The 14,208-nt window shown below is 67.0% G+C and carries 14 protein-coding genes; 8 read left to right on the top strand and 6 right to left on the bottom strand.

Annotated features, from left to right (window positions below):
- The first annotated feature begins 13 nt into the window (after positions 1–13).
- The 6 genes from PGN27_RS16530 (at position 14) to cysC (ending at position 6,385) form a co-directional block, all read left to right on the top strand.
- Entirely contained in the window at positions 14–496 is a 483-nt protein-coding gene (locus PGN27_RS16530; RefSeq protein ID WP_335327090.1) for a hypothetical protein, read from the top strand.
- A gap of 9 nt (positions 497–505) precedes the next feature.
- Positions 506–1,222: an NUDIX hydrolase gene (locus PGN27_RS16525; protein WP_335327089.1), complete on the top strand. Its 717-nt coding sequence runs from the start codon at positions 506–508 to the stop codon at positions 1,220–1,222.
- A gap of 122 nt (positions 1,223–1,344) precedes the next feature.
- Complete coding sequence (locus tag PGN27_RS16520) at positions 1,345–2,715, top strand: sulfatase family protein (RefSeq protein ID WP_335327088.1); 1,371 nt, start codon at positions 1,345–1,347, stop codon at positions 2,713–2,715.
- A gap of 65 nt (positions 2,716–2,780) precedes the next feature.
- A complete protein-coding gene (gene stf0 / locus PGN27_RS16515; RefSeq protein WP_030137406.1) occupies positions 2,781–3,581 on the top strand; it encodes a trehalose 2-sulfotransferase in 801 nt (266 codons plus the stop codon).
- The gene (cysD, locus tag PGN27_RS16510) at positions 3,578–4,498 is read left to right on the top strand and encodes a sulfate adenylyltransferase subunit CysD (protein ID WP_030137405.1); all 921 of its coding nucleotides are present in this window, start codon (positions 3,578–3,580) and stop codon (positions 4,496–4,498) included. The genes stf0 and cysD overlap by 4 nt, the downstream gene beginning before the upstream one ends.
- Positions 4,499–4,534: 36 nt before the next feature.
- Positions 4,535–6,385, top strand: coding sequence for a sulfate adenylyltransferase subunit CysN (gene cysC / locus PGN27_RS16505; protein ID WP_335327087.1), 1,851 nt, complete (start codon positions 4,535–4,537; stop codon positions 6,383–6,385).
- A 51-nt stretch (positions 6,386–6,436) separates the two neighbouring features.
- Here cysC and PGN27_RS16500 read toward each other — a convergent pair whose 3' ends face one another.
- Entirely contained in the window at positions 6,437–7,201 is a 765-nt protein-coding gene (locus PGN27_RS16500; protein WP_335327086.1) for a trans-aconitate 2-methyltransferase, read from the bottom strand.
- 44 nt (positions 7,202–7,245) lie between these two features.
- Between PGN27_RS16500 and PGN27_RS16495 the strand changes: the two genes are divergently transcribed.
- Together PGN27_RS16495 and PGN27_RS16490 are read left to right on the top strand one after the other, a co-directional pair.
- Positions 7,246–8,133, top strand: a complete 888-nt coding sequence (locus PGN27_RS16495; RefSeq protein ID WP_335327085.1) for an amidohydrolase family protein — start codon at positions 7,246–7,248, stop codon at positions 8,131–8,133.
- A 63-nt stretch (positions 8,134–8,196) separates the two neighbouring features.
- Positions 8,197–9,387, top strand: a complete 1,191-nt coding sequence (locus PGN27_RS16490) for an alpha/beta hydrolase family protein (RefSeq protein WP_335327084.1) — start codon at positions 8,197–8,199, stop codon at positions 9,385–9,387.
- Positions 9,388–9,397: 10 nt separating this feature from the next.
- Here the strand turns inward: PGN27_RS16490 and eccE are convergent, their stop codons facing one another.
- From eccE to PGN27_RS16465, 5 genes are read right to left on the bottom strand one after another with little or no spacing between them, the layout of a single operon-like run.
- Entirely contained in the window at positions 9,398–10,282 is an 885-nt protein-coding gene (gene eccE, locus PGN27_RS16485; protein ID WP_335327083.1) for a type VII secretion protein EccE, read from the bottom strand.
- Entirely contained in the window at positions 10,279–11,655 is a 1,377-nt protein-coding gene (gene mycP / locus PGN27_RS16480) for a type VII secretion-associated serine protease mycosin (RefSeq protein ID WP_335327082.1), read from the bottom strand. The genes eccE and mycP overlap by 4 nt, the downstream gene beginning before the upstream one ends.
- The gene (eccD, locus tag PGN27_RS16475; protein WP_335327081.1) at positions 11,652–13,070 is read right to left on the bottom strand and encodes a type VII secretion integral membrane protein EccD; all 1,419 of its coding nucleotides are present in this window, start codon (positions 13,068–13,070) and stop codon (positions 11,652–11,654) included. Before eccD ends, mycP begins: the two co-directional genes overlap by 4 nt.
- A complete protein-coding gene (locus PGN27_RS16470; RefSeq protein WP_335327080.1) occupies positions 13,052–13,912 on the bottom strand; it encodes an ESX secretion-associated protein EspG in 861 nt (286 codons plus the stop codon). Before PGN27_RS16470 ends, eccD begins: the two co-directional genes overlap by 19 nt.
- Positions 13,913–14,200, bottom strand: coding sequence for a WXG100 family type VII secretion target (locus PGN27_RS16465; protein WP_036464128.1), 288 nt, complete (start codon positions 14,198–14,200; stop codon positions 13,913–13,915).
- Positions 14,201–14,208: the final 8 nt, after the last annotated feature.

Genomic DNA, 14,208 nt, shown 5'->3' with positions numbered 1-14,208 from the left:
TAGGGTTCGCTGCATGGCGGTACTTCTGCGTAAGTGGCTGAGGATCGGCAAACTTCCCGGTGAGCTGCGCGCCGAGGTGGAGGCGGAAGGAATTCTCCACCTCGCCGAGTACGTAGCGGTGACCCGCCGGTTCTCGGGCCAGGTTCCCGGCAAACGATCCGCAGGCAGCGTCTCCAGCTTCACCGGTTCCCTGGTGATCACCGAACAGCGGGTGCTCGCCACCCTGTCCACCATGCCGAAGCTGGCAGGCCGCACCATCGACCAGCGCTGGGACGCCGTGCAATCCGGCACTGTCACCGCCGATCTCTCGGTGGCCGGACTGGTGCTCGATGTCGACATCGCCGCGGTCGACCCGCGCTGTTGGGGGACACTGTCGCTGCACTACAAGGAACCGCTGCCCGAGGACCTGCTGGCGCGGCTGCCGCGCCGGTCGCTGGCCTACGACGTGCCGCCGGAATTCGTCTTCCGTGCCGTCGGGGTGCCCTACCACCCGTAGGGTCACGACATGACCGTCCCCTACGACACCGCGCTGCGCGACCGGATCCGCGCCAACCTCGCAGCCCACACCCGTCGTACCGTCACCGACCCGACCAAGCGGCACGCCGCCGTTGCCGTGACCCTGGTCGACTCACGCGTCGGCGAGGACCGCGTCGACCCCGCACCGGTCGAGGACTGGATCGCCGGCCGGCCGATGCCGGACAGCCTGGACGGCCGCATGATCGACGTTTCCGGCGGGGCATCATTCCTGCTGTGCCGGCGGGCGTCGCGACTCAATTCGCATGCCGCGCAATGGGCATTGCCCGGCGGTCGGCTCGATCCCGGCGAGTCGGTCATCGATGCGGCGCTGCGCGAACTGCACGAGGAAGTCGGTGTCGAGCTCGGCAACGATGCGGTTCTCGGACTGCTCGACGACTACCCGACCCGGTCCGGATACGTGATCACCCCGGTGGTGCTGTGGGGTGGCGGTCGACTGGATCTCGCCCCCTCCCCCGGTGAGGTGGTCGCCGTCTACCGCGTGGGCCTGCATCAACTCCAACGCCCCGATTCCCCGCGATTCATCGCCATTCCCGAGAGTCCTCGTCCGGTGGTGCAGATTCCGCTGGGCCACGACCTGATCCACGCGCCGACCGGCGCGGTGCTGCTGCAATTGCGATGGTTGGGTCTGGAGGGCCGCGCCGATCCGGTCGACCAACTCGAGCAACCGGTGTTCGCCTGGAAATAGCGGCGCGCCTAGCACATTCGAGCCCTCACTGACAGTGCGGCGATCGGGCTGCACGCAAACCACTCGGCACACTCGACGGGCACTGTGGAATATTGCGTAGGGACGAACGGGAGGTGGAGCGCGTGACCGAGGCGCAACGCGAGAACGTGTTGATCGTGCACTGGCATGATCTGGGCCGTTATCTCGGGGTGTACGGCCACCCCGATGTGCACAGCCCGCGTATGGACCGACTCGCCGCCGAGTCCATCCTGCTCACCCGCGCACACGCCACCGCGCCGCTGTGCTCGCCGTCGCGCGGATCCCTGTTCACCGGGCGCTATCCGCAGACCAACGGACTGGTCGGCCTGGCCCACCACGGCTGGGAGTACCGCGCCGGCGTCCAAACCCTGCCCGCCATCCTGTCCCGGTCCGGTTGGCACACCGCATTGTTCGGTATGCAGCACGAAACGTCGTATCCCTCGCGGCTGGGTTTCGACGAGTTCGACGTCTCCAATTCCTACTGCGAATACGTCGTCGAGCAGGCCACCGGATGGCTGCGGCGTCCGCCTGCCGAACCCTTCCTGCTGACCGCCGGCTTCTTCGAGACGCACCGGCCCTACCCACATGACCGCTACACACCGGCCGACCCTGCGGACGTCGACGTGCCCGGCTACCTGCCCGACACCCCGGCCGTCCGCGAGGATCTCGCGGATTTCTACGGGTCCATCACCGTCGCCGACGCCGCCGTCGGCGACCTGTTGGACACGTTGGCCGACACCGGTCTTGACCACAACACCTGGGTGGTTTTCATGACCGATCATGGTCCGGCCCTCCCCCGCGCCAAGTCGACGCTGTACGAGGCAGGCACCGGCATTGCGATGATCGTGCGGCCACCGACCGGGTCCACGGTGCCTGCCCAGCTGTACGACGAACTGTTCAGCGGAGTCGATCTGGTGCCCACCCTGCTGGACCTGCTGGGCATCGAGGTGCCTGCCGAGGTGGACGGCGTCTCGCATGCCAAGGCATTCGTCGGCACCGCGGAATCACCACGCAATGAGGTGTATTCGACAAAGACTTATCACGATTCTTTCGATCCGATCCGCGCAATTCGGACCAAGGAATTCTCCTATATCGAGAATTACGCCTCTCGACCACTTTTGGATCTGCCGTGGGATATCGCCGACAGCGCACCCGGCGCCGCCGTCGGACCGCATGTGCGCGGCCCCCGGCCGGCGCGGGAGCTGTACGACCTGCGGGTTGACCCCGGCGAATCACACAACCTCTTCGATGGCCCTCTTTCAGCGGAAATGGAGTCCGTGGCTCGGGATATGGCGCTGTTGCTCAACGATTGGCGAGAGCAGACCAACGACGTCATCCCGTCCGAGTTCGCCGGCACGCGGATCTCGGAGCGCTACACCCAGACCTACAAGACCATTCTGGAATGGCCGGCATTGAGCCGGTCGGCAAAAGCGACCGAACGAGGTATCGAAGACACCTCCAAATCGACGCAATAGTTAAACTCGCGGTGACCTGAATACCCGGTCTACGAGGCGCAACAATTGCCATTAGAGTCTCGCCCATGGCCCACTCGAAGGCGTATCTCGTCCTCGCGTCGCAGCGCAGCGGAAGCACTCTGCTCGTCGAATCGCTGCGCGCGACGGGCGTCGCCGGTGAACCGCAGGAGTTCTTCCAATATCTGCCGACCACCAGCCAATCACCGCAGCCGCGGCAGTGGTTCGCCGGGGTCGAGGACGAGTCGATCCTGCGCCTGCTCGATCCCCTCGACGAAGGCAAGCCCGACCTTGCGCCGCCGGCGATCTGGCGTGACTACATCCAGACCGTCGGCCGGACACCGAACGGGATCTGGGGTGGCAAGCTGATGTGGAATCAGACGCCGTTGCTGCTCGACCGCGCGGCCGGACTGCCCGATCGATCCGGTACCGGCCTGCTGTCGGCCATCCGCGATGTGGTCGGCAGTGATCCGGTCCTGGTGCACGTCTACCGCCCGGATGTGGTGTCCCAGGCGGTTTCGTTCTGGCGGGCGGTGCAGACCCGGGTCTGGCGCGGACGCCCCGATCCGGTACGCGACGCCCGCGCCGAGTATCACGCCGGGGCCATCGCGCATGTGATCACCATGCTGCGCGCGCAGGAGGAGGGGTGGCGAAACTGGTTCGCCGAGGAGGGCATCGAACCCCTCGACGTGTCCTACCCCTACCTCTGGCGCAATCTCACCACCGTCGTCGGCGATGTCCTGCAACGGCTGGGACTCGATCCGCGACTGGCCCCCGAGCCGGTGCTGGAACGTCAGGCCGACCAACGATCGGATGAGTGGGTGGACCGATATCGCGCCGACGCACACCGGGAAGGGTTGCCGACATGACTTCTGCCGAGGGCGCCATCGAGCGCGTCGACGAGCTGCGGTTGTTGGAGGCCGAGGCCGTGCACATCATCCGCGAGGTCGCCGCCGAGTTGCAGCGCCCGGTGCTGCTGTTCTCCGCGGGCAAGGACTCGATCGTGCTCTTGCGATTGGCGGAGAAGGCTTTCCGTCCGCTGCCCTTGCCTTTCCCGGTGCTGCATGTGGACACCGGACACAACTTCGAGGAGGTCATCGAGTTCCGTGACCGGCGCACGACCGGAGCCGGGCACAAGCTGATCGTGGCGTCGGTGCAGGAGACCATAGACAGCGGCCGCGTCGCCGATCCGGGGCCCGGCGCCTCGCGCAACCGGCAGCAGACCCGCACGCTGCTCGATGCCCTGGAAGCCGGCGGATTCGATGCCGCGTTCGGTGGCGCACGCCGCGACGAGGAGCGGGCCCGCGCCAAGGAACGCATCCTGAGCTTCCGCGACGAGTTCGGGCAGTGGGATCCGCGAGCGCAACGGCCCGAGCCGTGGTCGCTGTACAACGGGCGCATCCGCAAGGGCGAGCAGGTGCGGGTGTTCCCACTGTCGAACTGGACCGAGATCGACATCTGGCGCTATATCGAGCTGGAAAACCTTGAGCTGCCGTCGATCTACTTCGCCCACGAACGCGAGGTGTTCGAGCGCGACGGCATCCTGCTTGCCGTCTCGGAATACGCCACACCTGGTGACGGGGAGTCCTCGGCGGTGGAGTGGGTGCGCTACCGCACCGTCGGTGACCTGACCATCACCGGCGCGGTCCGGTCGCAGGCCACCACCATCGACCGGGTGATCGCCGAGATCTCGGCGGCCACCGTATCCGAGCGGGGTGAGACCCGCGCCGACGACCGGACTTCGGTTGCGGCAATGGAAGACCGTAAGCGGGAAGGGTACTTCTGATGAGCGAAGCGAAGAAGAACGAAAGTCGAAGTTGACATGACGACCCGTCAGTTATTGCGCATCACCACCGCCGGATCGGTCGATGACGGTAAGAGCACCTTGATCGGCAGGCTGCTCCATGACACCGACAGCCTGCCACTCGATCACCTCGAGGCCGTGACCGACGCCGAGGGCGTGGCCGATCTGGCCGCGCTGTCCGACGGTCTGCGCGCCGAACGCGAGCAGGGCATCACCATCGATGTCGCCTACCGGTTCTTCTCGACCGATACCCGCAGCTACATCCTGGCCGATACTCCAGGCCACGAGCGCTACACCCGCAACATGTTCACCGGCGCCTCGAATGCACACGTGGCCATCCTGCTGGTCGACGCCCGCGCCGGTGTGCTTCGGCAGACCCGTAGGCACGCCCGTATTGCGAAACTGTTGGGCATCAAGCATTTTGTCGCCGCGGTCAACAAGATCGACCTGGTCGACTTCGACGAGAGCCGATTCACCGAGGTTGAGCGCGAACTACAGCAGGTCGCCGACCGGCTCGGTGGTGCCGATCTGTCGGTCATCCCCATCGCGGCCAAGCTCGGCGACAACGTCGTGCACCGTTCGGCCAACACACCGTGGTTCACCGGGCCCACCCTGCTCGAGTACCTGGAGTCGGTGGAATTGGCTGCGCCGCAGCCCGATCCGGCCAGCCTGCGGCTACCGGTGCAGTGGGTGTCGCGACCCACCGCGCAACAGCGCCGCCGGTACACCGGACGGTTGTCGGCCGGCACCCTCAAGGTCGGCGATCCGGTCGTGAGCCTGCCTGCAGGCACCCGCTCGACGGTCACGGTGCTGGACACCCTCGACGACGATCGTACGACGGCCGTTGCGCCGCTCTCGGTCTCGATCGAACTGGCCGACGATATCGACGTCGGCCGCGGTGACGTGTTCGTCAGCGCCGCCGAGAATGCGTCACTGCCGGTGTTGGCACGTGAACTGGATGCCACGGTGTGCTGGTTCCTCGACGAGCCGCTGCGCGCCAGCGACCGGCTGGCGCTCAAGCAGGGCACCCGCACCGTGCGGGCGACCGTGCAGGAACTGCACACCAAGCTCGACCCAGAAACCCTCGACGAGGTCGACGGGCCGGCGGAGCTGGCCCTCAACGACATCGGCGCGATCACGCTGCGCACCAGCTCGGTGGTGGTGGCCGATGCCTATGCCGACAACAGGGACAGTGGTGCCTTCATCCTGATCGACGAGGTGTCCAACGACACCGTCGGCGCAGGCATCATCGGAGAGCCCCGCGAGGTCAAGCCCAGCGGACACAACCGATCCGATATCAAGTGGCACCCGTCGTCGCTGGATCGCGAATATCGCTGGGGCAAAACAGGTCAGCGCGGGGCCACCATCTGGTTCACCGGTTTGCCTGCCTCCGGCAAATCGACGCTGGCGGTCGCCGTGGAGCGCGCTCTGGTCGAATCGGGCCGGGTCGCCTACCTGCTCGACGGTGACAATCTGCGCCACGGGCTGTCCGATGACCTGGGCTTCTCGGCCGGTGACCGAGCTGAGAACATCCGCCGGGTCGGGCATCTGACGCGGTTGCTGGCCGACGCCGGTGTGGTGGCGCTGGCATCGCTGGTCTCGCCGCTGAAGTCCGACCGCGATCTCGCGCGCACCCTCAACGATGCGGCCAAGCTACCCTTCCTGGAGGTGCACGTCGCGACCCCGGTCGCCGAGTGCGAGCGTCGCGACCCGAAGGGTCTCTACGCCAGGGCCCGAGCGGGCGAACTGAAGGGTCTCACCGGGATCGACGCACCCTATGAACCACCGGAGAACCCGGATCTCGTGGTGGACACCACCGGTGCCGATATCGACGACCTGGTCGCCAGGGTCATCGCACTACTCGACTGATCGCGGTTTGTGGAGTTTCAGCCGTGCTCATTGCGGGTGAGACTCCACAAATCACCGAAGCTGGGCCACGACGAAGACCCGGCGGAACGGAAAGTACGTAACACCGTCCGCGCGGGCCGGATACGCCTGTGCCAGCAGCGGAATGATGGCTTCGCGGTAGTGAAGCCAGTCCTCCGGCGACAGCCGCTCGCGCACCTGTGTCAGCGCGGTGCCGGTGATCCAGTCCAGCACCGGTGTCTGCCCGCGTAACTCGTGCAGGTAGGTGGTCTCCCAGGCATCCACCGCGCACCCGGCGTCGGTCAGCAGGCCGGCGTACTCGGCCGGGGTGCCCACCACATCGGCATCGCGGAATGGCATGTCGCCCAATGCCTCGGCGAACTCGGCACGGCGTGCCACCTCGCGTACTGCCTCGTGCGACGGCGCGGCGAAGTTACCGGGAACCTGGAAGGCGATCCAGGACCCAGGCGCCAACTGCTGCACCCAGCTCGCCAGCAGTTCCCGATGCTCGGGCACCCACTGCAGGGCGGCGTTGGAGATGACGACATCGGTGTCGGGATCCGGCGACCAGTCGGCGATGCTGCCCAACCGGACATCGAGTCCCCGTTCACCGGCGGCGGCCACCATTTCCGGTGACGAGTCCACACCCGACACCGCGGCTCCCGGCCAGCGTCGGCTCAGCGTCTCGGTCAGGTTTCCCGGCCCGCACCCGAGGTCGACGACTTTACGCGGCGTGTCGGCGGCCACGCGGTTGACCAGATCGAAGAACGGGCGGCCGCGGTGATCGGCGAACGCCAGATAGGTATCGGGATTCCACATACCCCGAGTCTGCCCGGTCGGCGCGTTTGACAGGATGATTGGCGATGGACGATACAGCCGATGTGCGCCGGATCGTCGAGGGACTGGGTCTGCCCGGCATCATCGACGTGCACACCCACTTCATGCCGAAGAATGTCATGGACAAGGTCTGGCAGTACTTCGACAGTGCCGGCCCGCTGACCGGACGGTCCTGGCCGATCACCTACCGCGCCGATGAGCAGGATCGTCTGTCCACCTTGCGATCGTTCGGTGTGCAGGCCTTCACCTCGCTGGTCTATCCACACAAGCCGGACATGGCCGAGTGGCTGAACCAGTGGGCGGCCCGTTTTGCCGCCGACACCCCCGATTGCCTGTCCACCGCGACGTTCTTTCCCGAGCCAGGTGCCGCTCGGTATGCGGCGGCTGCGCTCGACCGCGGTGCCCGGGTGTTCAAGGCGCACGTCCAGGTCGGTGGCTACGACCCCACCGATGCCTTGCTCGATGATGTTTGGGGTGTGCTCGCCGACAGCGGTACTCCCGTGGTCACCCACTGCGGTTCGGGACCGACTCCCGGCGCCCACACCGGACCGGGCCCGATCCGCGCGGTGCTGGCCCGGCATCCACGGCTCCGCCTCATCGTGGCGCACATGGGTGCCCCGGAGTACAGCGATTTCCTGGACATCGCGGCAGCACACGACGGGGTGTACCTGGACACCACCATGGCGTTCACGCCGTTCATGGAGCGGACCATGCCGTTCCCGGCGACCGAGTATCCCCGGTTACGCGATCTCGGCCACCGGATTCTCTGGGGAAGCGATTTTCCGAACATCCCGTACACGTATGCCGAGGCGATGCGCGCCGTGCGTGATCTGCCCGGCGTCGACGACGGGTGGCTGCGCGGGGTGTTCTATCGCAATGCCGCGGCGGTCTTCGGCGCACCAGAACCGGACTGACCGATACCGTCGGTTCTACCGGGCTACCATCAGTTGGCCCGCGAACGCCCGAGAGAGGCAGCCGTGACCCAAGCGCAACCGCTCGATCCGCCGATCCCCGTCCCCGATGTCCCCGGCGCCGACGCGACTGCCCGCGGACTGCCCCGGCGGATGGATCTGACCCGTCAGCAGCGGCTGGTGGTGGATGCCTCCGCGGTCGCCGATCTGGCGTTGCGGACCACGGTGGCCTCGATCGTCGGGGCGGCGATGCTGCCGAAGTTGGCGGGCGCGGCGTTGCGTCCCGGCTCGGTGCGCGACGAGGATGCCGCACTGCAGTTCTACATCGACCTGGCCGCCGAACACGATCCGACACTCTCGTTCCCCGCACCGACAGAGCCACCCCGGGTGTCGTCGCGACCGGCGAACCTGCTGGCATCGTCGATCGCCCACGGCTCGGTCTACAACATCCGGTTCAACAGCAGCTTTCGGGCGATCAATCCTGCACTGCGCGACCAGCGCGCCGGATATGCGCGCAACAACGTCGTGCACGCCCAACACTGGGTGCACGGCGACGGTCCCCGCCCCACGCTGTGCCTGATCCACGGTTTCATGGGGTCGGCGTACCTGTTCAACGGTCTGTTCTTCTCGTTGCCGTGGTTCTACCGCTCCGGCTACGACGTGCTGCTCTACACGCTGCCCTTCCACGGGATGCGTGCCGAAGCCAATTCGCCCTACAGCGGATACGGCTATTTCGCCGACGGCATGCCCGGTTTCGCCGAGGCGATGGCCCAGGCTGTGCACGACTTCCGTTCGGTGATCGACTATCTGGAGTACACCGGTGTCGACCGGATCGCGCTGACCGGTATGTCACTGGGCGGGTACACCTCGGCATTGATCGCCTCGGTCGACGACCGTATCCAGGCGGTCATCCCGAACGTCCCGGTCGTCACGCCGGAAGCCGCGTTCGATGACTGGTTCCCAGCGAATATGCTCGTCCGTCTGGGCAATCGACTCAGCCACGTCGACAAGTCGCGATCGGATGCGGCGACGATGTTCCACTCACCGCTGAACTACGCGCCGCTGGTGCCCAAGGAGCGCAGGCTGATCATCGCCGGACTCGGTGACAAGCTGGCACCACCGCAGCAAGCCGAGCTGCTCTGGCGACACTGGGACCGCTGCAAATTCCACTGGTTTCCCGGCAATCACGTGCTGCACGTCAGCCAGCCGGATTATCTGCGTCGGATGACCCGATTCCTGCGGCCGTACATGTTCTGATCCCTCCGCGTCAGACGGCCGACGGCCAGCGCACCTGTTCGGCGAGCGTTCCGGCGGGCTGGTGTCCGGGCAGCCGGTCGACCGAAAAGGGATTCAGTGCGTCGAGAGTCGACCGCTGACGTCCGCCGAGACCGACAAGCGCCGCGACCGGTGGTGCTCCAGCCGGCCGTTCCGCCGAGCGCAGCGCGGCCACCGCTGTCATCGACTCGGGACCGAATTCGACTGCCGTCCAGCGCTCCTCGCACGGGTACGCCCGCACCTCATCCAACGTGGCCGCCAATGCATCGACCGGGATCCGGTAGGCAGTCAGGAAACCCGACTCGTCGGTCAATGCCCGCCAGGTTTCCTTGGCCGAATCCGACACCGGTCGGGGTGCCTGGTGCACCGCGGTGACCGTCCAGCCGCCCTCCCGCAGATGGTCGGCGAGGCGGCGGGCAGCGGTCTCGGTAGTTTGTGCGAGCGGGATCTGCGCCGAACGTGCCTGCAGTGCAGACAGGTTCTGCTCCGCGTCCAAAGTCAGGCTGATCCAGTGCTGGACGTGCCCACTGGTCTCCCGGCTGGTGATGCGCACCTTGTCCAGCCGCAATCCGTACCGGTCGGCATAACCGGCGATGAGTCCCACCGGCAGTTCGTCATCCAGCGGGTCCTCGATGCGCAGCACCACGGTCGCGGCGGTCGCACGAGCCGGTCGGCGGACACCGCCGCGGTTACCTCGCCAGATCGCCCACCGGCGGGCGAGCTTGGTCGTTGCGAATTGCCCACGCCACCAGGCGAAGAGAGCGATCACCACGACCACGGAGACACCCAGAACCCACTGCTCGGTGGCGTTCCGGTAGGGGTAGGCCAACACTGCGGCCACGATGAACAGCAGCGCCAGCGCGAGTCGGACCGTCATGCGGCGGTGTCCTTCCGTCGTCGAGTTGCTGTCACAGCGGTGACAGCGGCGATCAATGCCAGCAGGCCCGCACCGATATAGGCGATATTGCGTCCGGTGTGGTCCGGTATCACCGGATCAGCCGGTGCCGCAACATCTCTGGTGGTCTGCGGCGGGCTACCGGGACCAGGCACATCCCAGGTCAGGGCGGCAACCGGGTCGATGGTACCCGCGCCCACCAGAGATGACGGTGAGCGATCGGCACCGCGGGCGGTCACGGTCAACCGGCGTACCACCTGGCTCGCCGAGAGTTCGGGAAATCTACTGCGTACCAAGGCTGCCACGCCGGAAACGTAAGCCGCCGCATAGCTGGTGCCTGCCACCGGAACCAGCTCTCCCTTCTCATTGGGCTGGCCGTTGGCCAACCCACCCTCGGGACTATTGCTCACCGAGGTGATGTTCTCCCCCGGCGCGGCCAGGCCCACCCACGGACCGGACATGGTGAACGCCGCGGGTGCGCCCGCCGATCCGAGCGCACCGACAGACAACACATAGGGCTGCCACCACGACGGCGTCGAGATCGAGGTGACGCCTGCCCAGTTGCGCGGGTCGTCGGGGCGGTTCGGGTCGGTCAGCGGGTTAGCCGCGCACGCCGTTCCGCCGGCGATCCCCCCTCCGGTGTTACCGGCGGCGGCGATGATGACGACATCCTTTTCCACTGCGGCGTAACGTAATGCGGCACCGAGCTCGCGTTGGTCGATGGTGGTGGTAGTCGGTACGCAGGCCACTGATGAGATGTTGATGACCTGGGCGCCCAGATCGGCCGCACGCACGACCGCGCGCGCCAGCGTCGCGATGTCGTTGCTCGCCTCGGCGATCACCGGATCCTCACCGGGCTGGTTCGGTGCGTACTTACCGGAGGTCTGTCGGATGGACAGCAGCCGGGCACTCGGCGCAACCCCCGAGAAGCCGTCATCACCGGGTTGGCCGGCGATCAGCCCGGCGACCATGGTGCCATGTCCGTCGCAGTCGGTCAGTCCGTCTGTGGCGCCGACGAAATCGCCACCGGCCTCGACATTGGTCAACCGAGGCCCGGCCTGGACACCCGTGTCGATCACGGCGACGGTCTGACCGGCCCCGCGGCTGTATCGCCATGCGTCATCGAGATCCAGCGACAGCTGGTTGGGGCTCACCGCCGCCGGATCGGTACCAGGGATCGACCCGGTCACCGAGCACGCGCTGCGCTGGGTCATGGTGCGAAGAGGTCCCGCGGTACCCGGTGGGGGCGCCACCGCAGCGTCCACTTCCGGTGGCGTGACAGCGCCGGCCGCCGGGCAGCCGATCACGCTGACGGTGAGCACCGCCGTCAGCATGGCGGTCGCCCTGCGAGTCATCGGTTCAGCACCCACTCGAACAACCCCAGCAGGTACGCGGCCACCGGGATCACCGACGCATCCAAGGCCGCGGCGGCGAAACCGAACAACCGGCGCGCGGGCAATGAATAGGTCTCCGGTGCTGCCACCCGCGGGTTCAGCGCGGCAACGAGCCAGCAGCCCGCCACCACTATCAATGCGCCCAATGCCCACCACGCCGCCGCGTACCGATCGGTCGAGACGAACACCACCAACAGACCTGCGGGCAGCAGGAATGACTGGCTCAACAACCACGCCTTGCATGACGCGGAGTCCCACACCCTGGCGCGCAGCGTGGTGCCCAGTGCCGCGACGACCACCAACGCCCAGGCCCACGGCGACACGGACGACTGACCACCGACCAAGATCAACGAGCCCATCACCGAGAGCAGCACGCCGCCGGCCAGAAAGCCGGTCTGATGCGCGTCGGTCACCCGAACACGCCGCGGGAGGTCCTCCAGCACGCGCAGCGGTTGAGCCGACGGCGTCGGGTCACCCGGAGCGGGGATGACCGGCACCGGCAGCCGGGCCCACAGCGCCGACAGCCGGGCGGCCTGCACGGTGACCACCAGGGCGAAGACGATCAGCCCGGTGCCGATCCGCACAGCAGTCATATCCCAGATGGTTGCCAGGGCAGCAAAGATCATCACGCCCACACCAAGGACGGCCGCCGTGGTGAAGGCGGCGATCGCGCGTTCGAACACCACGATGCTGATCACCGACCAAGCGGCGACACCGGCAGCGGCCAACAGGACCTGGGACGCGCCGAGTTCACCAGGCACGGCCAGACCGAATGCCGCGGCGACCGGAACCAACGCGGTCAACGCCAGCGCGGTGCCCAGCATCGGGTGCCGCACCCGCGCGCCGAACGAGGCGACCACCGTCGCGGCCGCAAGACCAGCGACGGCGAACAATCCGGCGGAGTTACCGGTGCTCAGCCGCACCGAAGTTGCCAGCGCCGCGCCGAGCAGGATCAGCGCAATGACGGCGCCCCCGGCAGCGCGTTGGATATGTTGTTGGCCCCAAGGCAATTCGCGCGCGGCGGAGAAGATCACGGCCGCGTCGGCGATGTCCTCGACGATGCGCGGCGCGGACGGTCCGGCCGGGATCTCCTGGAGGGCGAGTAGGTCGCCGTCGACGACACCCACCGTGTCCAATGTGGCGTCCAAACTGAACGGCGCACCCCCGATGGGCGCCAGGCTCAGTTGCGTCGGCGGGATGTCTGCCGTGTCGTCGTCAGCGGGCAGCACTGTGCGTTGAACTGCCGGGATGATCTCGCGTAGCGGCAGGCCGGCCGGCAGTGCCAGCTCGGTCAGGCGCCCCGCCGAATCGGGACCACCGACCGTGGCGGCCAGCACAGCCACCCGCACGATCGGCATCACAGTGTTGTCGGGCATCGGTTTTCCGTTCTCTGGTCGAAATCTCGGTTATGCGTGGCTGGGGCGAACCACGGGCCGCCGGGCAGGGAGGCAATGAGGCTGTCGATCGCGGCGGCGATGGCGGTGTCTGCGCCCGGCGTGAAGGTGGACACCCACTCTCCGTCGTAGGCTTTTTCCGGGCTGGCCAGGATGCGACCGGCCGGGCAGTCGAGCACACTGATACCGACCTCGGTGCTGACCCGGTGGCCGTCGCGGTACTCCCCGGCCACGATCTCGACATAGCTACGCCGTCCGGTGAACACCGACTCGACGACAGGACGAGCCGAGGACGAGATCCCCAGGTAAGCGAGGATCTCGGTCAGATCGGCGCCGGCTCTCAGCAACTCGTCGGCGCGGGCACCGGCCCGAACCGGCACGGTGAAGTCATCGAACTTCGCCGGCGGCCGACCAGTGAGTCCGGAAACCACGACCGGCACCAGATCGCGAGCGGCATGGATGTCCATGGCGGTGAACGTCACCAGGCCGCCGCTGCGCAATGCCACCACCGTGGCGTCCCCGGACCTGCCGATGAGGCCACGCAGCATGTCACCGTCCGGGGCCACGACGCGCATCTCCAACCACTGCCGGGCCTGGCAGGTCTGCCTTATCCACCGTGCGACAGCAGGATTGACGACCCCGCTGCCGGACATCACGGCCAGCTCGGTCAGCTCGGCGTTCCGGTCTGCCGCGAACTGCTCCGCGGCAGACGGTTCACTGTAGGGCGGCGTGATCGCCAGCACCCATGGAAACGACCCACAGCCCGTCGCGTCCGCGATGTACCAGGCCTGCTCGACGGTCAGCTCGACGGCATTAGCTGCCATCTAGCCCCATTTGGCGCCCTCTGCCCGGTCCCGGGCATTCATCGCGATTGTGTTTGTTTCATGCGTGCTGGCCATTGCCTGGTAGGCCCGGACCAACTCGGCCAGGCTCGTGTTCCACTGCGCCTGCCAGGCCTGGTACGTCATTCCGGTGTCACCCTGCCAGGCACCCGCGAGAGCGGCCTGCTCGGCGGCGATATCTGCGCCGACGGTGTTGAGTGCTCCTGCGTAGCCGTTCATCTCGGCGGACAGACCCAGCATGGCCGGGTAGTTGTACATGATCTGGGACATGTGATTTC

This window comes from Mycolicibacterium neoaurum (assembly GCF_036946495.1).
GTDB classification, from domain to species: domain Bacteria; phylum Actinomycetota; class Actinomycetes; order Mycobacteriales; family Mycobacteriaceae; genus Mycobacterium; species Mycobacterium neoaurum_B.
Note: the sequence above shows the minus strand (reverse complement) of the source record. Positions and strands in the feature narration are given on the sequence as shown.

Excerpts from the sequence above, each read along its gene's own strand:
- PGN27_RS16530 (WP_335327090.1), top strand. The coding sequence starts at position 14 with ATGGCGGTACTTCTGCGTAAGTGGCTGAGGATCGGCAAACTTCCCGGT.
- PGN27_RS16525 (WP_335327089.1), top strand. The coding sequence starts at position 506 with ATGACCGTCCCCTACGACACCGCGCTGCGCGACCGGATCCGCGCCAAC.
- stf0 (WP_030137406.1), top strand. The coding sequence starts at position 2,781 with ATGGCCCACTCGAAGGCGTATCTCGTCCTCGCGTCGCAGCGCAGCGGA.
- cysD (WP_030137405.1), top strand. The coding sequence starts at position 3,578 with ATGACTTCTGCCGAGGGCGCCATCGAGCGCGTCGACGAGCTGCGGTTG.
- cysC (WP_335327087.1), top strand. The coding sequence starts at position 4,535 with ATGACGACCCGTCAGTTATTGCGCATCACCACCGCCGGATCGGTCGAT.
- PGN27_RS16500 (WP_335327086.1), bottom strand. The coding sequence starts at position 7,201 with ATGTGGAATCCCGATACCTATCTGGCGTTCGCCGATCACCGCGGCCGC.
- PGN27_RS16495 (WP_335327085.1), top strand. The coding sequence starts at position 7,246 with ATGGACGATACAGCCGATGTGCGCCGGATCGTCGAGGGACTGGGTCTG.
- eccE (WP_335327083.1), bottom strand. The coding sequence starts at position 10,282 with ATGACGGTCCGACTCGCGCTGGCGCTGCTGTTCATCGTGGCCGCAGTG.
- mycP (WP_335327082.1), bottom strand. The coding sequence starts at position 11,655 with ATGACTCGCAGGGCGACCGCCATGCTGACGGCGGTGCTCACCGTCAGC.
- eccD (WP_335327081.1), bottom strand. The coding sequence starts at position 13,070 with ATGCCCGACAACACTGTGATGCCGATCGTGCGGGTGGCTGTGCTGGCC.
- PGN27_RS16470 (WP_335327080.1), bottom strand. The coding sequence starts at position 13,912 with ATGGCAGCTAATGCCGTCGAGCTGACCGTCGAGCAGGCCTGGTACATC.
- PGN27_RS16465 (WP_036464128.1), bottom strand. The coding sequence starts at position 14,200 with ATGTCCCAGATCATGTACAACTACCCGGCCATGCTGGGTCTGTCCGCC.